Raw genomic sequence first — 23,952 nt, 5'->3', positions numbered from 1 at the left:
TGTCCGATGTTTCGGCCCCTGCTGAAGTGCCGGGGGTCGATATCAGGCCAGGTGATGGCTCTCCAGGTCCAGGAGCCGCCTCTTGCGGTCGAGGCCGCCCGCGTATCCGGTCAGGGCGCCGCTCGCGCCGATCACACGGTGGCAGGGGCGCACGACCAGCAGCGGGTTCGCACCGATCGCGGTGCCGACCGCACGCACGGCCGCGCGCGAGGCACCGATCCGTGCGGCGATCTCGCCGTAGCCGGTCGTCGTCCCGTACGGGATGGCGTCCAGTGCCTTCCATACGCGCCGCTGGAAGTCGGTGCCGCGGCCTTCGGCGTACTCGATGCCGAAGCCGGTCAGGCTCCCCTCGAAGTACGCGCGCAGCTCGGCGGCGATCACGGTGAAGGCCTCCGCGCTCTCGGCCCAGCCGTCCTGGACCGTCGCGCCGCCCTTCTGGCCGGGAACGGAGAGTGAGGCGAGGGCGGTGCCGCCCCGGGCGGTGGGGGACTCCTCGCCCACCAGCAGCAGCTCGCCGAGCGGGCTGTCGATCGTCGTGTGGAGCATCGTCGTCGTCATGAGTGACCTTCCATGTTCGTGCTAGCGGGATTCGGACATCGCACCGGCGTTCCAGAGATGGTGCATGGCGTACGTGCGCCAGGGGCGCCAGGCCCCCGCGTCGCCCGCGTGCCGCACGGCCGTCCGTACGGCCGGGTCGTCGGCGAGCAGTACATCGGGGTCGCCGAGCGCCCGCATGCGGATGTAGCCGGCTGTCCAGGGGTCGACGCCGGGCAGGCTCAGGAGCTCCTTCTCGGCCAGGTCGCGGTCGGCGCCGGGGCCGAGCCCGATCCGGCCGTCCGCCAGGGCCGTGGCGACGGCACGCAGGGTGGCGCGCCGCGAGTCGGTCGTCCCCAGCTCCGCGAGGCCCGCTTCCGCGAGGTCGCCGGGGTCGGGGAACGTACGGGTGAGACCTCCGCTGGGCACCTGGAGTGGGACTCCGTAGGCGGTCACCAGCGCGCTGCCGAGCCGGCGCCCCGTGGAACGGGAAACCTGTCGCCCGATGACCGCGCGTACGGCCAGTTCGTGCACGTCGGCGGCGCCGGGGGCCCGCAGCCCCGGCGTACGGGCGACGAGCGGGGCCAGTGCGGGATCCGCGCCCAGGCGTTCGGCGACCGCGTAGGGGTCGGCGTCCAGGTCGAAGAGCCGGCGCATCCGCTGGGTGGCGGTCGTCAGATCGCGCAGATCGCCCAGGTGCAGCCGGCACTCCAGCCAGCCGTCGCCGGTCCGCTCGCGGACCTCGGCGATGCCGGTGCCGTGCGGCAGGCGCAGGGTGCGCCGGTAGGTGCGTCCGCCCCGCTCGCCGGCCATCTCCTCGATGCCGGTGAGGGCGCGGGCGGCGAGGTGGTCGAAGATCCCGGCCGCCGCGTACGGCCCCCGGTGGGCGAGCCGCAGCGGCACTCCCCCGCCCCCGTCCGCGATGCCGACGGAACCGAAGCGTGAGGACCGGCCGGGCCTGCTGGTGCGCAGCTCACCGGGGGTGAGCGCGTAGACCTCCCGGACCGTGTCGTTGAACTGCCGCACGCTGGCGAAGCCGGCGGCGAACGCGATCTCGGCGGCCTGCAGCGTCGTCGTCTGCAGCAGGACCCGTGCGGTGTGGGCCCGTTGGGCGCGGGCGAGCGCGATGGGCCCCGCGCCGACCTCGGCGTTCAGCTGGCGCTGCACCTGGCGGGCGCTGTAGCCGAGGCGCGCGGCAAGCCCTGCGACGCCCTCACGGTCGACGACCCCGTCGCCGATCAGCCGCATCGCCCGGCCCACCAGGTCGGCACGCGCGTTCCAGTCGGCCGAGCCGGGCACCGCGTCGGGGCGGCAGCGCCGGCAGGCGCGGAACCCGCCGCTCTGGGCGGCGGCCGCGGTGGGGAAGAACGTGACGTTGCGGCGCTTGGGCGTGGTGGCGGGGCAGCTCGGGCGGCAGTAGATCCCGGTCGTGGACACGGCGAAGAAGAACTCGCCGTCGAACCGGGCGTCGCGGCTGGTCACCGCCTCGTACCTGCTGTCGTCGCTGCTCATGCTTCAAGAGTGCGGCATCGCGCGTCCCCGTGCTGGCGGAAATCGGACATCGCGTCGGGTCGCGCGGCGCGCTGCGACCTGCCGGAACGACGAGCCCGTCGCAGAATGCCGGCCACACTGATTGGAATCATTCCAGAAAAGTGGTTCACTGCGTAGGTGATCGAAACCGAGGCCAGGACCCTCCTGCGCGGAGCGTCATTGCGGGTGACCCGTCCCAGGGTCGCCGTGCTCTCGGCGGTCCACGAGGCCCCACACTCCGATGTCAGTACCGTCCTCAGCCTGGTACGCACACGCATCGGCACGGTCTCGACCCAAGCCGTCTACGACGTACTCAAGACCCTCGTCGACGCCGGGCTGGCGCGACGGATCGACCTGCCGAATTCCCCGGCACGGTACGAAGGACAGTCCCGGGACAACCATCAGCACATGGTCTGCCGCTCGTGCGGCACGATCGCCGACGTCGATGTCCCGCACGGCTCTCCGCCTCTTGAGGCGCCCCAGGATCACGGGTTCGCCATCGACCACGTAGAGGTGACGTACTGGGGCCTCTGCCCCGGATGTCGCACCGATCGTGGCCGGCAGGACCCGAAGTCGGTGCACTGAAGTTTCCACACGGAGGAGCAGGACAATTTCTGAGAACACGAAGCCGCTGACCACTGCCGCCGGCGCACCGGTCGCGGACAACGAGAACGCTGTCACCGCCGGCCCGCGTGGCCCGATGCTGCTCCAGGACGTCTGGTTCCTGGAGAAACTGGCCCACTTCAGCCGTGAGGTCATCCCCGAGCGTCGTATGCACGCCAAGGGGTCCGGTGCCTTCGGCACCTTCAAGGTGACGCAGGACATCACCCGCTACTCCAAGGCCGCCCTCTTCTCCGAGGTCGGCAAGGAGACGGAGCTCTTCGCCCGTTTCTCGACCGTCGCCGGTGAGCGCGGCGCGGCCGACGCGGAGCGTGACATCCGCGGTTTCGCCCTCCGCTTCTACACGGAGGAGGGCAACTGGGACGTCGTCGGCAACAACACGCCGGTCTTCTTCCACCGCGACCCCCACCACTTCCCCGACCTCAACCGCGCCGTGAAGCGTGACCCGCGCACCAACCTGCGGTCGGCGGAGAACAACTGGGACTTCTGGACCAACCTCCCCGAGGCCCTGCACCAGGTCACCATCGTGATGTCGGACCGCGGCATCCCCGACGGCTACCGCCACATGCACGGCTTCGGATCCCACACGTACTCGTTCATCAACGAGAGCAACGAGCGCTTCTGGGTGAAGTTCCACTTCCGCACGCAGCAGGGCATCAAGAACCTGACCGACGAGGAGGCCGCCGCGATCGTCGCCGACGACCGCGAGTCCTCGCAGGCGGACCTGTTCGACGCCATCGAGCGCGGCGACAACCCGAAGTGGACCTTCTTCATCCAGGTCATGCCGGAGGCGGACGCCGCGTCGTACCGCTACCACCCGTTCGACCTCACCAAGGTCTGGTCCAAGAAGGACTACCCGCTCATCGAGGTCGGCGAGTTCGAGCTCAACCGCAACCCGGAGAACTACTTCGCCGACGTGGAGCAGGCCGCCTTCACCCCGGCCAACTTCGTTCCGGGCGTGGCCGCGTCGCCCGACCGCATGCTCCAGGGCCGGCTGTTCTCCTACGGTGACGCCGCGCGCTACCGCGTCGGGGTCAACCACCACCAGATCCCGGTGAACCAGCCCCGCGGTGCCAAGAACGTCAACACCTACCACCGCGACGGCCAGCTGCGCGTGGACGGCAACCAGGGCGCCACCCCCGGTTACACCCCGAACAGCTACGGCCGCTGGGCGGAGCAGCCGCAGTTCGCCGAGCCCGGTCTGGCGCTCGACGGTGCCGCGGCCGACCGGTTCGACTACCGCGAGGACGACGACAACTACTTCGAGCAGCCGGGCAACCTGTTCCGGCAGATGACCCCGGAGGAGCAGGACGCCCTGTTCGGCAACACCGCCCGGGCCATCGACGGTGCCTCCCAGGCCACCATCGAGCGTCACATCCACCACTGCACGCAGGCCGACCCGGCCTACGGCGAGGGTGTCCGCAAGGCCATCGAGGCGCTGAAGGCCGCCAAGTAGGTCCGAGCGACTGTGACACGAGGGGCCCCGGGCGACATCTCGTCGCCCGGGGCCCCTGCGCGGTGACGGCTACTTCAGCAGGGCCGTCCGCCCGAACATCTCAGCCGTGGCCCGCGCGCTGGGGGTGCCGGCGTCCAGGTCGGCACCCGCGGCGACCAGCGCCGTGACGATCGCGTCCTCGCCCTTGAACAGGGCGCCCGCCACCGGCGACTGGTCCCGGGCGTTCCGCAGATCGACATCGGCGCCGCGTTCCACGAGGGCCCGCACCGTCTCCGCCCGCCCGTGGTACGCGGCGAGCATGAGGGCCGTGTTGCCGTCCTGGTCCTGGACGTCGACCGGCAGCCCGTGGTCGAGGAACTCCAGGAGCTCCCCCGAGCGGCCCTCCCTGGCCAGGTCCATCACGATCGCGACGAGACGGCCGGTCTGTTCCTCGGATAGCGGTTCCATGCCCCCACTTTAAGGGCTGTCACGCCGGCCCTGGCCCTCCTCCTGCCCCGGCTCGGTGAGCTGCGCGTCCAGGTCGTCGAACAGGAGATCACCGCGCTCGACCTGCCCCGTCCGGTACGCCGACCTCGCCACGAGGTGGGATGCCACCGGGCCCGTCAGCAGCTGGAAGAAGCCGATGAGGGCCAGCGTCGCCAGGTCCATCACGCTGTGCAGCCTCAGCGCGACCCCGGCCAGCACCACCAGCAGCCCGAGGGACTGCGGCTTGGTGGCGGCGTGGCTGCGCGAGAGGACGTCGGGCAGCTTGAGCATGCCGACGACCCCGAGGAGGCAGATCGCCGCGCCGAGGAACACACATGCCGCCCCGGCCGTGTCCGCGACCTGAAGCAGGACGTTCATCGCTCCCCCTCCTTCCCAGCGGCCCTCCGGCGCGACAGCGGTCTGTCCCGTACGGCGATGAAGCGCGCGATGCCCACCGATCCGGTGAAGCCGAGGAAGGCCAGCACCAGCATGATCGGGAAGTAGAACGAGTCCCGGGCGAAGGCCGACTTGACGCCCAGGCCCGCGATGACCACCGCCGCGAAGACATCGAGGCAGATGGCCCGGTCCAGCATGGACGGCCCGCGGCTGATCCTGAAGAGCAGCAGCGCGACCGCCACGACGACGAGCACGACGGCGGCGGTCATGAGCACACGGTCGACCGTCTCGGGGACACTCATGTCCGCTCCTCCTCGATGCCTGGTCCGGAGGCCGGCGGCGGCTCGGACACCCGGTCGATCTCGTCCCTGGTGCCGAACGCCCGGACCGTCAGCTCCTCCAGCTTCCAGACGGAGTGCCTGGCCGCCTCCAGCTCCGCCGGTCGGTCCGCGTCCAGCACGTGCAGGAAGAGCGTGGCGGTTGCCCTGCGCACCTCGACGACGGAGCCGCCCGGCAGGTTGGACACGGAGACGGCGGTCGCCGCGAGCATCAGGTCGCTGCGGCACCGCAGCGGTACGCCGATGACGGCGGGCCTGTGCGGGCGGCCGGCGAAGATCTGCCGGGTCACCTTCACGCCGGAGGTGTACATGTCGTAGAGCAGATATCCGGCGAGCCGGAGGACGCCCCAGGGGTGCAGCCGCAGCCCCAGGTCGACCTGCGGCAGCGGAAACGCCAGGCAGACGACCACCGCGACGACCGCGCCGGTCACGACATTGGCCCAGGTCAGGGTGGACCACAGCAGGACCCAGATCAGGGTGAGCCAGGCGATCAGCGGAAGGTCGAGCACCCGGCGCCCGCGGCCGGCGAACTGGATGCTGAAGGGGGGCAGTTCGGGGTTGTGGTACGACAGGGTGATCAGGCGCCTCACCGGCCGAGCACCTCCTCCACATAGGGGCTGCGCGCGATGAGTTCGGCTGCCGATCGGTCGGTGAACGCCGCCAGTGGGCCGGCCAGGACGGTGAAGGCGAGGCCGAGTGCGACGGCGCCCGCGGTGGCCGCCGTCATGGCCGTGGGCGGGCGGACCGTGGTGGTGACGACCCGGCCCTGCAGGGTGGCGGCCAGGGTCTGGCCGGCCGGTACGGGCCCCACCCCTTCGTCGCCCGTGCCGGGGATACGGTCGGGTCCTGCGTCGGTGTCCTCGTCCTCGCTGTCGTCGGCCGCCTCCAGGACCGTTCCGTAGGCGGCCTGGCCGGGTGGCTCGGTGCGCCAGAAGGCCAGATTCCAGATCTTGGCCATCACGTACAGCGTGAGCAGGCTCGTCACGGTCGCGCCCGCGACGAGGATCCAGGCCCAGACCCCGCCGTCGGAGACGCCGGCCCTCATGAGTCCGAGCTTGCCGATGAAACCGGAGAACGGCGGGATCCCGGCGAAGTTCATCGCGGGTACGAAGAAGAGGACCGCGAGCAGCGGAGCCGATCTGGCCAGTCCGCCGAGCCGGGTCAGCTCGTTGGTGCCGCCCCGGCGTTCGATGAGTCCCGCCACCAGGAAGAGAGTGGTCTGGACGGTGATGTGGTGGGCGACGTAGAAGATCGCACCGCCGTACGACGCGCGGGTGGCGAGGCCGATGCCGAAGACCATGTAACCGATGTGGCTGATGAGGGTGAAGGAGAACAGCCGCTTCAGGTCGGTCTGGGCGACCGCCCCGAGGATGCCCACGATCATCGAAGCGAGGGCGACGACCATGAGCAGGTCGCCGAGCCGGTTGCCGGGGAAGAGCAGGGTCTCCGTCCGCAGCATGCAGTAGACGCCGACCTTCGTCAGCAGGCCCGCGAAGACCGCGGTGACGGGCGCGGGCGCCGTCGGGTAGGAGTCGGGGAGCCAGGCGGCGAGCGGGAAGACGGCGGCCTTGATGGCGAAGACGGTGAGCAGCATGGCCTGGACCAGCGTCTGCACGCCGAGGGGCAGTTCGGGCAGCCGGACCGCCAGCTGCGCGAGGTTGGCAGTGCCGGTGGCGGCGTAGGTCATGGCGATCCCCGTGAGGAACAGCATCGAGGAGAACAGCGAAATGATCACGTAGGTGGAGCCGGCCCGGATCCGGGGGCCGGTTCCACCGAGCGTGAGCAGGACGAAGCTGGCGACCAGCATGATCTCGAAGCCGACGTAGAGGTTGACGAGGTCGCCCGCGATGAAGGTGAGGGAGACCCCTCCGACCAGGATGAGATAGGCGGGGTGGAAGACGGCGACGGGTGTCTTCTGGTCGCGGTCCGCCATGCCCTGGCCGAGCGAGTAGACCAGGACGGCGAGGGTGACCGCCGAGGAGATGGTCAGCATCAGCCCGGACAGCCGGTCGGCGACCAGGGTGATGCCGAGCGGCGGGGCGAAGTCTCCGAGGTGGACGGACAGGGGCCCCTGGCGGTCGGCGGCGATCATCAGCGACACCGAGAGTCCGAGTACGGCGGTGAGGACGGCGACGCTGATGAAGCGCTGGAAGCGTGCGAGCCGCGTGCCGAAGGCGAGGCTCACCCCGGTGGCGCAGAGCGGCAGCAGCACCGGCAGCGGGACGAGGGCGTTCATCCGGTGGCTCCTCGGTCGTCCTTGTCGTGCATGTAGTCCTCCGGATCGGCTCCCAGCACGTCGTTCCACAGGTCTCCGCCGGCGTCCCTGCCCCGGGCCTGGTGGGCACGGTCGGCCCGCAGCCTGGCCCGCAGCCGGCGGTGTTCCTCGCGGTAGTGCGCACGCTCCTGCCGTGTGGGGCTCGGCCCCGACCTGTACTCCTCCCGGAGTTCGGCCCGCTCCCCCAGCACTTCGGCGCGCAGGAAGATACGCCGGTCCTCCAGGTCGTCGTGTACCTCGTCCGTGCCGGTGAGCTGGTAGCTGCGGTAGGCCATGGCCAGCAGGAACGCGGTGGTGGCGAGCGTGATGACGATGGCGGTGAGGGCGATGGCCTGGGGCAGCGGGTCGGTGACGCGTCGCAGCGGCACCCCGTAGAGCAGGGGTGCCGCGCCCGCCGACCCGGTCGACGAGAGGACCAGCAGATTGATGCCGTTGCTCGCGATCACCGCGCCGAGCAGGATGCGGGTGAGCGGCCGGGTGAGCATCAGGATGCCGCCGACCGCGCAGAGCACGACGGATGTGGCGAGGAGCGAGGCGCTCATGATCATCGCTGCTCCCCCTTCCCGGTGTCCGGCGCGGGGGTCAGTGCGCCCGCCGCGCGTTCGATCTGGCGGTCGACCTTGGCGCCCAGCGCCCGCACGATGTCCAGGACCACGCCGAGGACCAGCAGATAGACACCGAAGTCGAAGAGGACCGATGTGCCCAGGTGGTAGTCGCCCAGCACGGGCAGATGCCCGTGATAGGTCCAGGCGTGCAGTACCGTCCCGTCGGCGAGGCCGCCCAGGGCGACTCCGGTGGACACGAACAGTCCAAGGCCTGTGAAGAGTCCCGGCTGCAGCGGCGCGGCCTCGGCGAGCTCGAATCTGCCGCCCGCCAGATAGCGGGTGATGAGGCCGAGGCCGGCCACGAGTCCGCCGACGAAGCCGCCGCCCGGCATGTTCTCCGCGCAGAACAGCAGATACAGGGAGAGCACGAGGATGGGGTGGAAGAGCAGCCGGGCCACCACCTCGAAGACGATGGACCGGTGCTCGGGCGCGAGGGTGGATCCGGCTGCCAGCCAGCTGCGTTCGGGGGCGGTGTCGTCGCCGCTCAGCGGCAGGCCGGCGAGCCGTCGGCCCGACAGTGCCCAGGCGGTCTCGCCCTGCAGTTCATCCTTGCTCGGGGCCGTCTCACCGCGCCGGTGCAGGTAGATGAGACTGGTGACCCCGATCGCCGCCGCCGCGAGTACGGCGGACTCCCCCATCGTGTCCCAGGCACGCAGATCGACCAGGATGGTGGCCACCACGTCCTTGAGACCGTGACGGGCGACCTCCTCGACCATCGCCGGGCCCGCGGGCTCGGCGACGCGGGAGCCGCCGGCCACCCAGACGGCCACGCCGACCGTCGCCGCCGCGCCCAGCGCCAGCGGGATCCGCAGCGCCCGCCGCCAGGTGCCGATCGACTCCTCGAAACGCACCGGCATCCGGCGCAGGATCAGGACGAACACGATCATCGACACGGTCTCGACGCAGAACTGGGTGAGCGCCAGGTCGGGCGCGCCCTGCACGACGAAGAGCACCGCGGTCCCGTAGCCGGTCAGTCCCGCCAGGACGACGGCTTTCATCCGGCGGCTGACGGTCAGGCAGGTGAGCGCGGCCACACAGGTCAGCACAGCCACCGCGCCTTGGAGCGGGGCGTCCCACACCCGGGGTGCGACGGCTCCCTCCCATGGGCGGTCCGTGACCAGGACCGCCAGCTGGCCGAACAGCATCACCACCATGGTGATGGCCAGGTAGCCGGGGAGGGAGCCTCGCTGGACGAAGCCGGTGACCTGGAGCGCGACACGTTCCAGGCCGAGCAGGAGGTGCCCGAAGACACTGTCCGCGGTCGGCCAGGCCACGCGCCGGGAGACGCGGGTGACCGTCGTACGGCCCACGAAGAGCACGACGCCGCCGGCCCAGGTGACGGCGGACAGCAGCAGAACCGTCCCGAAGCCGTGCCAGAGGGCCAGGTGGAAGGGGTGCGCGGGGGCGGGGAAGCCGTCGGCGTACGCGGCGAACAGGCGGTCCGTCCATCCGACGCCGGGACCGAGTACGAGTCCGGCGACGGCGAGCACCGCGGGCGGCGCCAGGATGGCGGCACCGACGCGGTGGACGGGGGTGACGGCGACACCCGGCTTGCGGGCGAAGGCGCCCCATACGAAGCGCAGGGTGTAGGCGACGGTCAGCACGGAGCCGATGACCGCGGCGGCCAGCGCCCAGCGGTCGGCGGCGTCGCCGTGCAGCAGCGCGTCGAAGGCGGCCTCCTTGGCGGCGAAACCGAGGAGGGGAGGCAGGGCCGCCATGGAGGCGGCGGCGAGCACCGCGACTGCGCAGAGGTAGGGCGTGGTGCGGGCGAGGCCGGATAGTCTTCGCAGGTCACGGGTGCCGGCGGCGTGGTCCACGATGCCGATGACGAGGAACAGTGCGGCCTTGAACAGCGCATGGCCCAGAACCATGGCTACGGCGGCGAGCGCGGCGTTGCGGTTGCCCGCGCCGGCGAGCACCGTGAGGAAGCCGAGCTGGCTGACGGTGCCGTAGGCGAGTACGAGCTTCAGGTCGTTCAGACGCAGGGCGCGCCAGCCCCCGAGGAGCATCGTCGCTCCGCCCAGCACGAGGACGACGGGGCGCCAGACGGGGACGTCGGCGAAGGCGGGGGCGAGCCGCGCCACCAGGTAGACACCGGCCTTGACCATGGCCGCGGCGTGCAGGTAGGCACTGACCGGGGTGGGCGCCGCCATGGCGTTCGGCAGCCAGAGGCTGAACGGCCAGATCGCCGACTTGGACAGGGCCCCGCACAGCACGAGGGCGACGGCCACCGACACGGCGGCGGTCGGCTCGGGCGGGTCGGCGACGATCGTGGAGATCCGGTAGGTGCCCGCCGCCTGACCGAGGATCAGGAAGCCGACCAGCATCGCGAGGCCGCCGAGGGTGGTGACCGTCAGTGCCTGGAGTGCGGAGCGGCGGTTCTTCTTGCGTTCGCTGGCGTGACCGATCAACAGGTAGGAGAAGACGGTGGTCAGTTCCCAGAACACATAGAGGGAGATCAGGTCGTCGGCGAGGACGAGGGCGAGCATGGCGCCGGCGAAGGCCAGCAGATTCCCGGCGAAGGAGGCAAGTTGGGGCGAGGAGTCGGTGAAGTAGGAAGCGCAGTACAGCAGGACGAGCATGCCCACCCCGGCCGCGAGCAGCACCATCAGCTCGGCGAGCGCGTCCAGGCGCAGGGCCACCGACACGTCGTACGTGCCGATCCACTCCCAGGACCAGGTGACCGCCCGGCCGTCCGATGTCGCGCCCCACTCGGTGACGGCCCACACCGTGGTGGCCGCGGGGGGCAGCGCGAGCACGACGAAGGCGTACCTGCCGAGCCGACGTACGAGCGGCACCGAGCACGCCGCCAGCACGAAGTGGCAGAGGATGAGCGCGATCACGACAGGCAGTCCGGGACAAAGGGCACTGAATACAGATATATCCCCCACCCGTGTTCACCCGTACGGCGCGCCGCGCGGCCCCCGGCCCGCTGGTTACGGCCCACGTCGACCGCCTGCGGTGCGACTAATATTCATGTGCCCACGCTCTCCACTCATTTGACCGGCCATTGAATGGCGCCTTGCCACTCATGGGCATCACACACCTCTCCTGGAGTTGTCCGAGATGTCAGAACCCTTGCGCGTACTGGTCCACGGCGGCGGCATCGGCGGACTCACCTTGGCCGTCGCACTCGCCGGGAGCGGGCACACGGTCGAGGTCGTCGAACTCCGTGACGAGCTGGACGCACTCGGCGTCGGCATCATCCAGCCGTCCAACGCCCTGCATGTCATGCGTGAGATCGGTGTGCTCGACGCCTGTGTGGCGGCCGGCTTCGAGTGGGAGGTGCTGACCGTCTGTGACCCGGCCGGTGTCACGCTCGCCAAGATCCCGCAGCCCCGTATGGACGGCGCCCCCGCGAGCAACGGCATTCCGCGCCCCGCCCTGGCACGGGTGCTGGGCGCCGCCACCGTGGCCGCCGGCGTTCCGATCCGCTTCGGTACGACGATCGACGAGCTGGTCGACGACGGTGCCGGTGTCGAGGTGACCCTGTCCGACGGCTCCTGTGCCCGCTGGGACCTGGTCGTCGGCTTCGACGGCATCGGCTCCCCGCTGCGGACCAGGCTGTACGGCGACCGCTTCACCCCCGAGTACACGGGCTTCGCCAACTGGCGGGTCACCGTGGACCGGCTGCCCGAGGTCCGGGGCGTCGTGGTGAGCGCGGGCCGGACCTCGACGAAGGCGCTTCTCACCCCGATCACGGACGAGCTGATGTATCTGGCCGCCGTGACGGCCGAGGAGCCGGACTTCCGACCCGACCCCGCACGGGCGCACGAGCAGCTACGCCAGCGGCTCGCCGGGTTCGGCGGACCCGTCGCCGAGGCGCTGGCCTCGGTGAACACGGCGGACGGAGTCGTGTACTCGCGTATCTCGCAGGTCACCGTGGACGCGCCCTGGCATGTCGGCCGGGTCGTCATCGCCGGTGACGCCGCGCACGCGAGCACCCCGAACCTCGCGCAGGGCGCGGCGATGGCGGTGGAGGACGCGCTGGTCCTGGCCCGGTCGCTGGACGCGGAGGAGGACGTCGCCGCGGGCGTCGCAGCATGGGAGGAGCGCCGCCGTGCCCGTGCGATGTTCGTGCAGAACCTCTCGCGCGCGATCCTCAAGGACGAGACGGGCACCGCGACGACGCCGGAGGAGGACGAGCTCCTGAAGGCCGGGGCACCGGGCGCCGCCCGAGCGCTGGTCGAGCCGTACTGACGTCCGGGGACGGGCTCAGTCCAGCACGGCGATGCCGTCGATCTCGACCAACGCCTGTTCGTCCCAGAGCCTGACCGCCCCGATGACGGCCATGGCCGGATACTCACGTCCCGCCAGCCTCCGCCAGATACCGCCCAGTTCGGCGGCATGGGCGCGGTAGTCGGCCACATCGGTGGCGTAGACGGTGACCCTGGCGAGGGCCGGCGGGGCGCCGCCCGCAGCGCGCAGGGCGGTGAGCAGATTCCCCAGGGCCGTCTCGAACTGCTCCGGCAGGGTGGCGCCGACGACCTTCCCCTCGCCGTCCAGCGCCGTCTGGCCGGCCAGGAAGACCAGTCGGCCGCCGGTGGCCGTGACGGCGTGCGAGAAGCCCGTGGGCGGGGCGAGTGGGGCGGGGTTGACCCGGGTGATCGGATTCATGCGGGCGGCTCCTGTGTCGCGTACAGCTCCTTGGCGATGATGGTGCGCTGCACCTCGGTGGCGCCCTCGTAGATCCGGGGCGCGCGGACCTCTCTGTACAGGTGTTCGAGCAGATGGCCCCGGCGCAGCGCACGGGCACCGTGCAGCTGGACGGCCGCGTCCACGACGTACTGCGCGGTCTCGGTGGCGTACAGCTTGGCCATCGCCGCGCGCCGGGGCACGCCGGGCTCACCCGCGTCATGGGCGGCCGCCGCCGCGTACACCAGGAGCCGGGCGGCCTCGGTGCGGGTGGCCATCTCGGCCACCTGGTGCGAGACGGCCTGGAGGTCCTTGAGCGGGGCCCCGAAGGCGGTGCGGTGCGCCGTGTGTTCCAGGGTCGCGTCGAGCGCGGCGCGCGCCATGCCCACGGCGAACGCCCCGACGCTGGGCCGGAAGAGGTTCAGGGTGTCCATGGCGACCCGGAACCCCCGGCCCGGCTCGCCGAGCACGTCATCGGCCGTCACCGGTACATCGTCGAAGTCCAGCGCCCCGATGGGGTGCGGGGAGAGCATCTCCAGGGGCTCGCCGGTGAGCCCGGGACGGCCGGCGGGTACGAGGAACGCGGTGACGCCACGGGCTCCCGCACCCTCGCCCGTGCGCGCGAACACGGTGTAGAAGTCGGCCTCGGGGGCGTTGGAGATCCAGCACTTCTCGCCGCTGAGCCGCCAGCCGTTCCCGTCGGGCGCGGGTCGTGCGGCGAGTGCGAGCGCCGCGGCGTCGGACCCGGCTCCCGGCTCGCTGAGCGCGAAGGCGGCGACGGCGCGGCCCGCGCGCACCTCGGGGAGCCATCGCGCGCGCTGGGCCTCGGTACCCGCCGTGCGGACCGGGCCCGATCCGAGGCCCTGGAGCGCGAGCGCGGTCTCCGCCTCGGTGCAGCCGCGCGCCAGCGATTCGCGCAGCAGGCAGAGATCGAGCGCGCCCGAGCCGAGGAGCCGGTCGAGGAGCCCCAGCCTTCCGAGGGCCTCGACGAGCGGACGGTTGACGTGGCCGGGCTCGCCCTTGTCGGCGAGGGGACGCAGCTCGTCGCGGGCGAGTGTGTACAGCTCGTCGCACCAGGCGGTTCGACCGGGATCGAGGGAGAATGCCGTCATACCGGCGCCTCTCTTGTCACGACTTATCGCGGACTGTTGACTACCGTCACTCGAACGATACGCTCGAAAGCCCCTAGGGGGGCGATGCTTCATGAAGCCGACCGGCACCGAGAGCGCGCACACCGACACCTTCGCGCGGGACCATCTCCCGCCCGCCGACGACTGGCCCGAGCTGGTCTTCGACCTCCCCGAACTGGCCTACCCCGACCGGCTGAACTGCGGATACGAGCTGCTCGACCGCACCGCCGACCGCTTCGGCCCCGACCGCCCCGCCTTCCGCAGCGCCGACGGCGATGTCTGGAGCTACGGCGAGCTGCGGGACCGGGTGGACCGCATCGCCCAGGTCCTCCACCACGACCTGGGTGTCGTCCCTGGCAACCGTGTACTGCTGCGCGGCCCCACCACGCCCTGGCTCGCGGCCTGCTGGCTCGCCGTGATGAAGGCGGGCGCGATCGCCGTGACGGTGCTGGACCGGCAGCGCGCGTCCGAGCTCGCGACGATCTGCTCCCTCGCCCGCGTCCGCCACGCCCTGTGCGACGCGAGATCGGTCGACGACCTGGCCGGGGCCGATGTGCCGGGTCTGCGCATCACGACGTACGGAAGCGACTCCCCCGACGACCTGACGGCGCTCGCCGCGGCGCGGCCGGGGCCCTGCCCCGCGGTGGACACCGCCGCCGACGACATCGCGCTCATCGCCTTCACCTCGGGCACCACCGGACGGCCCAAGGGCTGTATGCACGCCCACCGCGATGTGCTGGCCGTCGCCGACACCTTCGCCCGCCACGTCCTGCGGCCGGGCCCGGACGACGTGTTCACGGGCAGTCCGCCGCTCGGCTTCACCTTCGGGCTCGGCGGCCTCGTCGTCTTCCCCCTGCGGGCCGGCGCCAGCGCACTGCTGCTGGAACAGGCAGGCCCCAAGCAGCTGCTGCCCGCGCTCGCGACCCACCGCGTCTCGGTGCTTTTCACCGCGCCGACCGCGTACCGCGTGATGCTCGACGCGCTCGACGGCCACGACCTGTCCGCGCTGCGCCGCTGTGTCTCCGCCGGCGAGAATCTCCCGGCCGCGACCTGGCAGTCCTGGTACGAGCGGACGGGGCTGCGCATCATCAACGGCATCGGGGCCACCGAGCTCCTGCACATCTTCGTCTCCGCAGCCGACGAGGCCATCCGGCCCGGCACCACCGGAGTCCCGGTGCCCGGCTGGCAGGCGCGCGTGGTGGACGAGGACGGCCATGAGCTGCCCGACTGCGAGCCGGGCCTGCTGGCCGTGCGCGGCCCGGTCGGCTGCCGGTACCTCTCCGACGAACGCCAGCGGGTGTACGTACGCCACGGCTGGAACATCACCGGCGACACGTACATCCGCGAGCCCGACGGGTACTTCCGCTACGTCGCCCGCGCCGACGACATGATCATCTCCGCCGGGTACAACATCGCGGGCCCCGAGGTCGAGGAGGCCCTTCTGCGCCACCCCGACGTGATGGAGGCCGCGGTGGTCGGCCGGGCCGACGAGCTGCGCGGGCAGATCGTGGCGGCGTACGTCGTGCCACGCGAGGGCGCCGGTCTTTTGGCCGACGCCCTGCGCACGCACATGAAGGCCGAGCTGGCGCCGCACAAGTGCCCGCGCGCCTTCGAATTCCTGCCCGCGCTCCCGAGGACGGCGACGGGAAAGCTCCAGCGTTTTCTGCTGCGCGGCACCGCTCTAGAGTGATCACGTGGCCGAGTACACTCCCCGTTCCCTGATCGTCAGCCTCTACGGCGCGTACGGTCGTCGCCCCGGCAACGCACCGCTGGCCGTGGCCGAGCTGATCCGGCTGCTGCACGTGGTCGGTGTCGACGCCCCGTCGGTGCGCTCGTCCGTCTCCCGCCTCAAGCGCCGCGGGCTGCTCACCCCGGCCCGCACTGCGGACGGGGCCGCCGGATACGCCCTGTCGGCCGACGCCCGTCAACTGCTGGACGACGGCGACCGCCGGATCTACCGGCGGCCTGTGCCCCTGCCGGGCGACGGCTGGGTGCTCGCCGTCTTCTCGGTGCCGGAAGCCGAGCGCCACAAGCGCCACCTGCTGCGCTCCCGGCTCGGCCGGCTCGGCTTCGGGACGGCGGCGCCCGGGGTGTGGATCGCTCCCGTCGGGCTGTACGAGGAGACGCGGCACACGCTGGAGCGGCTCGGACTCGCCCCGTACGTCGATCTGTTCCGCGGGGAGCACCTCGGCTTCGCCGCGACGAAGGAAGCCGTGGCGCGCTGGTGGGACCTGGAGGCCATCGCCCGGATCCACCTGGACTTCCTGGAGCAGCAGGAGCCGGTGCTGCGGTCCTGGGAGGCACGGGCCGACGAGGGGGCGCCGGATCCGGAGGAGGCCTATCGCGACTACCTCCGCGCGCTGGACTCCTGGCGGCAACTGCCTTACGCGGACCCGGGGCTGCCCGATGAGCTGCTGCCCAAGGACTGGCCGGGCGGACGCTCGGCGGAGGTGTTCGGGCTGCTGCACGGCCGACTGCGGGACGCCGGGGCCCGGTTCGTCCGGGAGAGCCCCTGAAGCTTCAGGCGAAAATCGTGACGCCCCGGGGCCGTGCGACCCGGCAGGATGAGGCATGCCCTGGACCTTCACCGATGATGTGGACGCCTTCCTGGACGCGGCCGGAGCGTCCCTGGCCGCCCGGCCCGTCGAGAACACCCTGCTCCTGACCGTCACCGCCACCCTGCGGGCGAGCGGGCCCGATGCCTACGGCGCGCGGCCGCCGGTGCTGGGCTGGTGGCGCGGGGCGGACGGCGAGGTGGCCGGCACCCTGGTGCGCACACCGCCCTTCGTGCCGATCCTCGGCACGGTGGAGCAGGCGGCGCTCGGACCGCTGGCCGGGGCGCTGCCGCTGCCCGGTGTCAACGCGGACCGCGACACCGCCCTGGCCCTGGCGGCCCGTTGGCCGAACCACCGTGTCGACGAGGAGCACCGGCTGTACCGGCTGGGCACGCTGACACCGCCCTCGCCGGCTCCCGCGGGGGTGCCCAGGACCGCGACCCCCGCCGACCGGGCGCTGCTGGTCGGCTGGATCCGTGCCTTCGGCGATGAGACCGGCCAGTCGGGCGACCGGGCGGAGCGGATCGTGGACGAGCGCACGGCCCACGGCGGGTTCACGCTCTGGGAGGCGGGCGGGGTGCCGGTGGCGACGGCGGGCGTCTCACGCAGGATCGCGGGCACGGTGCGGGTTTCGGTCGTCTACACCCCGCCCGAGCACCGGGGCCTGGGCTATGCGGCGGCGGTGACGGCGGAAGTCAGCCGCGCGGCGCGGGAGGAGGGCGCCGGGGAGGTGCTGCTCTTCACCGACCTGGCGAATCCGACGAGCAACGGCGTGTACCGGCGCATCGGCTACGAGGCCGTCTCCGACCGCCTGCTGATCACCGCGGATCCGGAGTGACGGCCGGGGAGTCCGGCGGCGGGCCGAGCGTGAGCCGGGGCCTGGGGCCGTCGGTGCGGCCCGTCGGCGGGGTGCGGCTGCCCGCGCGGTACGGCAGCGGCCAGGAGACGCCCGGTCCCGTGTAGCCCTGCTCGGCCGCCGCGTGCAGGGTCCAGTGCGGGTCGTACAGATGAGGGCGGGCCAGGGCGCAGAGGTCGGCACGGCCGGCGAGCAGCAGCGAATTGACGTCGTCCCAGGAGGAGATCGCGCCCACCGCGATGACGGGCACGTCCAGGGCGTTACGGATCCGGTCGGCGTACGGGGTCTGGTAGGAGCGGCCGTACTCGGGGCGCTCCTCGGGGACGACCTGGCCGGTGGAGACGTCGATGGCGTCCGCGCCGTGCGCCGCGAAGGCGCGGGCGGCCGCCACGGCGTCCTCGTCGCTCGTACCGCCCTGGGCCCAGTCCGTGGCGGAGATCCGTACGGTCATGGGCCGGTCGTCGGGCCATACGGCGCGGACCGCGTCGAAGACCTCGAGGGGGAAGCGGAGCCGGTTCTCCAGGGGCCCGCCGTAGGCGTCGGTGCGCCGGTTGGTGAGCGGGGAGAGGAAGCCGGAGAGCAGGTAGCCGTGGGCGCAGTGCAGTTCGAGGAGGTCGAATCCGCTGCGGGCGGCCCGCAGGGCGGCCTCGGTGAAGCGGTCCCTGACCATGTCCATCCCGGCCCGGTCCAGCTCCTGCGGAATCTGGCTGACGCCTTGCTCGTACGGGAGGGGCGAGGCGGCGCTGACCGGCCAGTTGCCCTCCTCCAGGGGCTGGTCGATCCCGTCCCACATCAGCCGGGTGGAGCCCTTGCGGCCGGAGTGGCCCAGCTGGACGCCGATCGCGGCGCCGGGGGCGGCATCATGGACGAAGCGCGTGATCCTGGCCCAGGCCTCGGCCTGTCCTTCGGTCCACAGACCGGCGCAGCCTGGCGTGATGCGACCGTCGGGGCTCACGCAGACCATCTCGGTCATGACGAGACCGGCGCCGCCGAGCGCCCTGGCGCCGAGATGGACGAGATGGAAGTCCCCCGGCGTCCCGTCGGCGGCGGAGTACATGTCCATGGGCGAGACGACGACACGGTTACGGAGTTCGAGACCGCGCAGCCGCAGCGGGGTGAACATCGGCGGGGTGTCGGGCGGGCAGCCGAACTCGTCCTCGACCGCTCCCGTGAAGCCGGGGTCGCGCAGCCGCAGATTGTCATGGGTGACGCGGCGGCTGCGGGTGAGGAGATTGAAGGCGAACCGCAGGGGCGGCTGGTCCACGTACTGCGGGAGTTCCTCGAACCAGCGCAGGCTGGCCGCCGCGGCGCGCTGGGTGGACAGGACGACAGGGCGGCGCTCGGCCTCGTACGCCGCGAGGGCGGTGGGCAGGTCGGGCTGTTCCTCGACGCAGGCGGCCAGGGCGAGGGCGTCCTCGACGGCGAGCTTGGTGCCGGAGCCGATGGAGAAGTGCGCGGTGTGGGCGGCGTCGCCGATGAGGACCGTGCGGCCGTGCGACCAGTGCGCGTTGGAGACGGTGGCGAAAGTGAGCCAGGAGGACTTGTTGGAGCGCAGCGGCCTCCCGCCGAGTGCAGCGGCGAACACCTTGGCGCAGAGTTCCGCCGACCGGTCGGTGTCACAGGTGTCCAGGCCGGCGGCCCGCCAGACCTCTTCGCGCATCTCGACGATGACGGTGGAGGCCCCTGATCCACGCGGCGGCCCGGAGGGCCTCGTCGAGGGGTGGTGGTCGGGCGACGGGTGGGCGAAGGGGTAGGCGTGCAGCTGCATCACGCCGTACTCGGTCTCGGCGATCTCGAAGCGGAAGGAGTCGAACGCGAAGTCGGCGGCGAGCCAGATGTAGCGGTTGCGGTGCTCGGTGACCGTGGGGCGGAAGTGACGGGCGTGGGCCTCGCGGGTGGCGCTGTGCACCCCGTCGGCGGCGATGACCAGGTCGTGGTGGGCGGCGAGCTCGGCGGCGGGCGGCGCCCCGGTCCCGAAGCGGAGCCGAACGCCGAGGGACGCGCAGCGCTCGTGCAGGATCCGCAGCAGCGTACGGCGGCCCAGCGCGGCGAAGCCATGGCCGCCCGAGGTCAGGGTGGCGCCCCGGTGCACGACGTCGATGGTGTCCCAGCGCACGAACGCCTCGCTCAGCGCCCGGTACACGACGGGGTCGGCGTGCTCGATGCCGCCGAGCGTCTCGTCGGAGAGGACCACGCCGAAGCCGAAGGTGTCGTCGGGGGCGTTGCGCTCCCACACGGTGATCTCGCGGCCGGGATCGAGCCGCTTCAGGAGGGCGGCGGCGTAGAGCCCGCCGGGACCGCCTCCGATGACCGCGACGCGCCTCGTGCCGGAGGAGGACATCGCGCTACCTGCCCTGCCACTTCGGTGGCCGCTTCTCGGTGAAGGCGGCGTGGAACTCGGCGTAGTCGTCCCCGTGCATCAGGAGAGCCTGGGTGGCGGCGTCCATGTCCACGGACGCGGCGAGCGGCATGTCGAGCTCGGCGGTGAGCAGCGCCTTCGTCCTGGCGAGTGCGAGGGCGGGACCGTCGGCCAGTCTTCTGGCCAGAGCGGCGGCACGGGTGCCGGCCTCCCCCTCGCCTGTGAGCTCGCTGATCAGTCCGATGCGCTCGGCCTCGGGTGCGCGGACGGGTTCACCGAGCATGAGGATCCGGGTGGCGTGGCCGAGGCCGACGACACGGGGCAGCAGGTAGGCGGCGCCCATGTCGCCGCCGGACAGGCCGACGGCGGTGAAGAGGAAGGCGAAGCGCGCGGACGGGTCGGCGACGCGGAAGTCGGCGGCCAGGGCGAGGACCGCCCCCGCTCCGGCGGCCACTCCGTGGACGGCGGCGACCACGGGGAACGGGCACTCCCGCAGAGCGCGTACGACCTGTCCTGTCATCCGGTTGAAGTCCAGGAGCTGCGCGGTGTCCATCGCGAGCGTCGCGCCGATGATCTCGTCAACGTCACCGCCCGAACAGAATCCGCGCCCCTCACCGGCGAGCACGAGGGCCCGTACGGAGCCTTCACGGGAGAGCTCGGCGAGGAGGTCGCGCAGGTCGGCGTAGGCGCCGAAGGTGAGTGCGTTGAGCTTCTCGGGGCGGGCGAGCGTGACGGTCGCCACCCCGTCGTCCGTCGTCAGACGCAGATGCTCCCAGCGCTCCGTGCGCGGGGCGGAGCCGGTGAACGGGCTCATGGAAGGGTCCCCTCCAGCCGTCGGGCCGATGCTGATGCCCTACGAAGTTATCACTCATCCGTGACTATCGTCAGGAGCGCGCGATAGCACGAACCTGTGGCGAAGGTCCCCTTCGCGCCGGCCGACCGCCTCTATGTCTGCGGCGTCGCGCTTCGTATGGTTGAGCGCAGGAAGTCCTGGTACAGACCCCCATACCCTCCGGTGACGGAGGACGCCGCCCCGGGCGCAGCCCGCCCGGAGCGAAGGTCCCCCGCCGGTGTCCCGCTCCCGAACGGAAAACCCGCCTTGCCGCCCGACGTCCCCGCACCCCAGCCGCAGTCCCCCTCCTGGCGAATCGCCCTGCCGCACTCCACGGCCGCGGTTCCCATCGCGCGCGCCCTCATCCGTACGGCGCTGGCGGACCTCGACGCACCCGCGGACAGCGACACCGCCGAGCTGCTGACCGCCGAGCTGGTCGCGAACGCCGTGGAGCACACCGACGGCTCGGGGCCCATCGAGCTGGTGGTCGAGCTTCTGGCGTCCGGCTGTCAGGTGGAGGTCCACGACCATGACCCGGGGCCGCCGGGAAACCTGTCCCGTCTGCTGCCCGGCAGTACGCCGGACCCGTGGCAGGAGCACGGCCGGGGGCTGCTGCTGATCCGCGCGCTGAGCTCGGCCTGCGGTCACCGCACCACCGAGCAGGGCAAGGCGGTCTGGTTCACCCTTCCGTCGGGCCCGGCGTCCGCCCGGGGCTGACGAGCCTGGAGCGGCTGCGGCTGTATCCCGCGTACACCAGGGCGCCCACCGCGAGGAAGACGACGAACTGCACCCAGGTCGTCCAGCCCGTCCCGTACATCAGGTAGAGACAGAAGCCGACGCCCAGAATCGGACTGACGGGGTAGAACGGCACCCGGAAGGAGCGCCTCAGCTCCGGGTTGCGGCGGCGCAGCGCGATGACGGCGACATTGACCACGGCCATGGTGGCGAGCGTGCCGATGGTCGTCAGGTTCACGACGACGCCGAGGGACGAGAACGCCGCGGGGACCGCGAAGACGACGGCCACGATCCAGGTGTTGGCGACCGGCGTACGGGTCTTCGGCGACACCCGCTCGAAGACCCGGGGGACGAGTCCGTCGCGGGACATCGACAGCAGGATGCGGGTCTGGCCGTACATCACCGCGAGGACGACGGACGCGATGGCGACGACCGCGCCGAAGGCGATGATCCCGCCGCCGACGCTCGACCCGGTGACCTGGTCCACGACCAGCGAGAGCGCGGCCGGCTTGTCGGACACGGCGTCAGCGCCCAGCGCGCCGATGGCGCCGAGGGCGACCGCGCAGTAGAGCAGCGTGACCAGGCCGATGCAGATCATGATCGCTATCGGAATGTTCCGGCGGGGGTTCTTGACCTCTTCGCCCGCGGTGGTGATGGCGTCGAAGCCGATGTACGAGAAGAACGCCACCGACGCACCGGCGGTGACCCCGGCCACGCCCTGGGGGGCGAACGGCGAGAGGTGTCCGTCCCGGAACGCGGTGAAGGCGATCGCGCAGAACGCGATCAGGATGCCGATCTTCAGTACCGCCATCGCCGCCGTGGCACCGGCGCTCTCCCTGATGCCGCGGACGAGCAGGGTGGCCGCCATCATGACCACGACGACCGCGGGCAGGTTGATCACGCCGCCGTCGCCGGGTCCGGAGGAGAGCGCATCGGGGAGGTTCCAGCCGATGAGGCTGTCCAGCAGCTCGTTGACGTACTGGCTCCAGCCGACCGCCACGGCGGAGACCGATACGCCGTACTCCAGCAGCAGGCACCAGCCGACGAGGAAGGCGACCCGCTCCCCGAGCGTGGCGTAGGCAAAGGAGTAGGAGCTGCCGGAGACCGGCATGGCACCGCCGAGCTCCGCGAAGGAGAAGGCGGTGAAGACACAGGTGACGGCGGCGAGGACGAACGAGACCACGACGGCGGGGCCCGCCTCGGCGACGCTGTCGGACAGCCCGACGAAGATCCCGGTACCGACGATCGCCCCGACACCGAAGCACACCAGCTGGAACAGCCCCATGGTGCGCCGCAGACCGTGCCCTTCCAGGTCGGCGCCCGACTCGGCGAGCAGCAGGGCGGGGCTCTTGATGCGTGCTCCGGTCCTGCGGGCAGGGCTGTGCGGGGTGGAGGAGGCGGGACTCATGGGGGCGAGGTCTCTTCTCTGGCGGTGCGGGGACTGAGCCTGTGGGGGCTCGCACCTGGCATGCGCTCCGGACCGGGCACATGGAAAAGGGGTTCGAGCGTGCGAGCCCGAACCCCACCAAGTGGGACCATAATAGCCACATGGCCGCATGTTCACCCAATCGGGTGCATGTTCATACGCGCTTACTCATGCGCGGATGGTCACACGCCGCCCGCGTCGCCTGCCAGCGTCGCGACGAGCACCGCCTTGATCGTGTGCATCCGGTTCTCGGCCTCGTCGAAGACGACCGAGTGCGAGGACTCGAAGACCTCGTCGGTGACCTCCAGCTCCGACAGACCGTGCCGCTCGTGGATCTCCCTGCCCACCTTCGTACCGAGGTCGTGGAAGGCGGGCAGACAGTGCAGGAACTTCACGTCGGGGTTGCCCGTGGCGCGCAGGACGTCCATGGTCACCGCGTACGGCGCGAGGGCGGTGATGCGCTCGTCCCAGACCTCCTTGGGCTCACCCATGGAGACCCAGACGTCGGTGACGACGTAGTCGGCGCCCAGGACGCCCTCGGCGACATCCTCGGTGAGGGTGATGCGCGCACCGCTGGACTCCGCGAGCTCGCGGGCCCGGTCCACGACCTCCCGCACCGGCCAGTAGGCGGTGGGCGCGACGATCCGGACGTCCATGCCGAGCAGGGCGCCGGTGATCAGGTAGGAGTTGCCCATGTTGAAGCGGGCGTCGCCCAGATAGGCGAAGGTGAGCTCCTCCGGGGGCTTACCGCCGTGCTCGGTCATGGTCAGGACGTCGGCGAGCATCTGGGTGGGGTGCCAGTCGTCGGTGAGCCCGTTGAAGACGGGCACACCGCCGTACGCCGCCAGCTCCTCGACGACCTGCTGGCTGTCACCCCGGTACTCGATGCCGTCGTACATCCGGCCGAGCACCCGGGCGGTGTCCTTGACCGACTCCTTGTGTCCCATCTGCGAGCCGGACGGATCGAGATACGTCGTGGAGGCACCCTGGTCGGCCGCTGCCACCTCGAAGGCGCAGCGGGTACGCGTCGAGGTCTTCTCGAAGATCAGCGCGATGTTCCGGCCGCGCAGCCGCTGCACCTCGTCGCCCGCCTTCTTCGCGGCCTTGAGCTCGGCGGACAGGGCGATCAGGCCGCGGAACTCCTCGGCCGTGAAGTCCAGCTCCTTGAGGAAATGGCGGCCTGTGAGGTCTATGGCCATGGTGA

The 23,952-nt window shown here is 71.6% G+C and carries 22 protein-coding genes; 7 read left to right on the top strand and 15 right to left on the bottom strand.

Annotated elements, in window-relative coordinates; all coding sequences use genetic code 11:
• Positions 1 to 42 precede the first annotated feature (42 nt).
• A complete protein-coding gene (locus AB0C75_RS10520; protein WP_362889056.1) occupies positions 43 to 558 on the bottom strand; it encodes a methylated-DNA--[protein]-cysteine S-methyltransferase in 516 nt (171 codons plus the stop codon).
• 21 nt (positions 559 to 579) lie between these two features.
• Entirely contained in the window at positions 580 to 2,046 is a 1,467-nt protein-coding gene (locus tag AB0C75_RS10515) for an AlkA N-terminal domain-containing protein (RefSeq protein WP_362889054.1), read from the bottom strand.
• 156 nt (positions 2,047 to 2,202) lie between these two features.
• Between AB0C75_RS10515 and AB0C75_RS10510 the strand changes: the two genes are divergently transcribed.
• Complete coding sequence (locus AB0C75_RS10510) at positions 2,203 to 2,649, top strand: Fur family transcriptional regulator (RefSeq protein ID WP_362889052.1); 447 nt, start codon at positions 2,203 to 2,205, stop codon at positions 2,647 to 2,649.
• Positions 2,650 to 2,674: 25 nt separating this feature from the next.
• On the top strand, positions 2,675 to 4,141 hold the full coding sequence (locus AB0C75_RS10505) for a catalase (protein WP_362889182.1): 1,467 nt from the start codon (positions 2,675 to 2,677) through the stop codon (positions 4,139 to 4,141).
• A 69-nt stretch (positions 4,142 to 4,210) separates the two neighbouring features.
• On the opposite strand, the gene AB0C75_RS10500 is transcribed toward AB0C75_RS10505, so the two are convergent.
• Genes AB0C75_RS10500 through AB0C75_RS10470 form a run of 7 tightly spaced genes read right to left on the bottom strand, consistent with a single transcriptional unit; the run spans position 4,211 to position 11,063 of the window.
• Positions 4,211 to 4,588: an ankyrin repeat domain-containing protein gene (locus tag AB0C75_RS10500; RefSeq protein ID WP_362889050.1), complete on the bottom strand. Its 378-nt coding sequence runs from the start codon at positions 4,586 to 4,588 to the stop codon at positions 4,211 to 4,213.
• 9 nt (positions 4,589 to 4,597) lie between these two features.
• Positions 4,598 to 4,984, bottom strand: coding sequence for a monovalent cation/H(+) antiporter subunit G (mnhG, locus tag AB0C75_RS10495; RefSeq protein ID WP_362889048.1), 387 nt, complete (start codon positions 4,982 to 4,984; stop codon positions 4,598 to 4,600).
• The gene (locus AB0C75_RS10490) at positions 4,981 to 5,304 is read right to left on the bottom strand and encodes a monovalent cation/H+ antiporter complex subunit F (protein ID WP_362889046.1); all 324 of its coding nucleotides are present in this window, start codon (positions 5,302 to 5,304) and stop codon (positions 4,981 to 4,983) included. The genes mnhG and AB0C75_RS10490 overlap by 4 nt, the downstream gene beginning before the upstream one ends.
• Entirely contained in the window at positions 5,301 to 5,930 is a 630-nt protein-coding gene (locus AB0C75_RS10485) for a Na+/H+ antiporter subunit E (RefSeq protein ID WP_362889044.1), read from the bottom strand. Before AB0C75_RS10485 ends, AB0C75_RS10490 begins: the two co-directional genes overlap by 4 nt.
• A complete protein-coding gene (locus tag AB0C75_RS10480; RefSeq protein ID WP_362889042.1) occupies positions 5,927 to 7,576 on the bottom strand; it encodes a Na+/H+ antiporter subunit D in 1,650 nt (549 codons plus the stop codon). The genes AB0C75_RS10485 and AB0C75_RS10480 overlap by 4 nt, the downstream gene beginning before the upstream one ends.
• A complete protein-coding gene (locus AB0C75_RS10475; protein ID WP_362889040.1) occupies positions 7,573 to 8,163 on the bottom strand; it encodes a Na(+)/H(+) antiporter subunit C in 591 nt (196 codons plus the stop codon). The genes AB0C75_RS10480 and AB0C75_RS10475 overlap by 4 nt, the downstream gene beginning before the upstream one ends.
• On the bottom strand, positions 8,160 to 11,063 hold the full coding sequence (locus tag AB0C75_RS10470) for a Na+/H+ antiporter subunit A (protein WP_362889038.1): 2,904 nt from the start codon (positions 11,061 to 11,063) through the stop codon (positions 8,160 to 8,162). Before AB0C75_RS10470 ends, AB0C75_RS10475 begins: the two co-directional genes overlap by 4 nt.
• Positions 11,064 to 11,286: 223 nt before the next feature.
• On the opposite strand from AB0C75_RS10470, the gene AB0C75_RS10465 reads away from it, so the two are divergent.
• Entirely contained in the window at positions 11,287 to 12,420 is a 1,134-nt protein-coding gene (locus tag AB0C75_RS10465) for an FAD-dependent monooxygenase (RefSeq protein WP_362889036.1), read from the top strand.
• A 15-nt stretch (positions 12,421 to 12,435) separates the two neighbouring features.
• On the opposite strand, the gene AB0C75_RS10460 is transcribed toward AB0C75_RS10465, so the two are convergent.
• Both AB0C75_RS10460 and AB0C75_RS10455 read right to left on the bottom strand, forming a co-directional pair.
• Positions 12,436 to 12,837: a RidA family protein gene (locus AB0C75_RS10460; protein ID WP_362889034.1), complete on the bottom strand. Its 402-nt coding sequence runs from the start codon at positions 12,835 to 12,837 to the stop codon at positions 12,436 to 12,438.
• Complete coding sequence (locus AB0C75_RS10455) at positions 12,834 to 13,967, bottom strand: acyl-CoA dehydrogenase family protein (protein WP_362889032.1); 1,134 nt, start codon at positions 13,965 to 13,967, stop codon at positions 12,834 to 12,836. Before AB0C75_RS10455 ends, AB0C75_RS10460 begins: the two co-directional genes overlap by 4 nt.
• Positions 13,968 to 14,058: 91 nt before the next feature.
• Here AB0C75_RS10455 and AB0C75_RS10450 point away from each other — a divergent pair, with 91 nt between their 5' ends.
• Genes AB0C75_RS10450 through AB0C75_RS10440 form a run of 3 tightly spaced genes read left to right on the top strand, consistent with a single transcriptional unit; the run spans position 14,059 to position 17,378 of the window.
• Positions 14,059 to 15,675, top strand: a complete 1,617-nt coding sequence (locus AB0C75_RS10450) for an AMP-binding protein (RefSeq protein WP_362889030.1) — start codon at positions 14,059 to 14,061, stop codon at positions 15,673 to 15,675.
• 4 nt (positions 15,676 to 15,679) lie between these two features.
• Positions 15,680 to 16,501 (top strand): PaaX family transcriptional regulator C-terminal domain-containing protein, encoded by an 822-nt coding sequence (locus tag AB0C75_RS10445; RefSeq protein ID WP_362889028.1) that lies wholly within the window; start codon positions 15,680 to 15,682, stop codon positions 16,499 to 16,501.
• 55 nt (positions 16,502 to 16,556) lie between these two features.
• Positions 16,557 to 17,378 (top strand): GNAT family N-acetyltransferase, encoded by an 822-nt coding sequence (locus AB0C75_RS10440; RefSeq protein WP_362889026.1) that lies wholly within the window; start codon positions 16,557 to 16,559, stop codon positions 17,376 to 17,378.
• On the opposite strand, the gene AB0C75_RS10435 is transcribed toward AB0C75_RS10440, so the two are convergent.
• The gene (locus AB0C75_RS10435; RefSeq protein ID WP_362889024.1) at positions 17,359 to 19,737 is read right to left on the bottom strand and encodes a bifunctional salicylyl-CoA 5-hydroxylase/oxidoreductase; all 2,379 of its coding nucleotides are present in this window, start codon (positions 19,735 to 19,737) and stop codon (positions 17,359 to 17,361) included. The genes AB0C75_RS10440 and AB0C75_RS10435 overlap by 20 nt on opposite strands.
• A gap of 4 nt (positions 19,738 to 19,741) precedes the next feature.
• Positions 19,742 to 20,569, bottom strand: a complete 828-nt coding sequence (locus AB0C75_RS10430) for an enoyl-CoA hydratase family protein (protein ID WP_362889022.1) — start codon at positions 20,567 to 20,569, stop codon at positions 19,742 to 19,744.
• 285 nt (positions 20,570 to 20,854) lie between these two features.
• Here AB0C75_RS10430 and AB0C75_RS10425 point away from each other — a divergent pair, with 285 nt between their 5' ends.
• The gene (locus AB0C75_RS10425; RefSeq protein ID WP_362889020.1) at positions 20,855 to 21,304 is read left to right on the top strand and encodes an ATP-binding protein; all 450 of its coding nucleotides are present in this window, start codon (positions 20,855 to 20,857) and stop codon (positions 21,302 to 21,304) included.
• On the opposite strand, the gene AB0C75_RS10420 is transcribed toward AB0C75_RS10425, so the two are convergent.
• Together AB0C75_RS10420 and argF are read right to left on the bottom strand one after the other, a co-directional pair.
• On the bottom strand, positions 21,267 to 22,730 hold the full coding sequence (locus tag AB0C75_RS10420) for an amino acid permease (protein WP_362889018.1): 1,464 nt from the start codon (positions 22,728 to 22,730) through the stop codon (positions 21,267 to 21,269). The genes AB0C75_RS10425 and AB0C75_RS10420 overlap by 38 nt on opposite strands.
• A 200-nt stretch (positions 22,731 to 22,930) precedes the next feature.
• A complete protein-coding gene (argF, locus tag AB0C75_RS10415; RefSeq protein ID WP_362889016.1) occupies positions 22,931 to 23,947 on the bottom strand; it encodes an ornithine carbamoyltransferase in 1,017 nt (338 codons plus the stop codon).
• Between the last annotated feature and the right edge of the window lie 5 nt (positions 23,948 to 23,952).

Source organism: Streptomyces sp. NPDC048565 (assembly GCF_040650935.1).
Classification (GTDB): Bacteria; Actinomycetota; Actinomycetes; order Streptomycetales; family Streptomycetaceae; genus Streptomyces.
The sequence above is the reverse complement of the archived record's forward strand: the minus strand, read 5'-3'. Positions and strand labels throughout refer to the sequence as shown.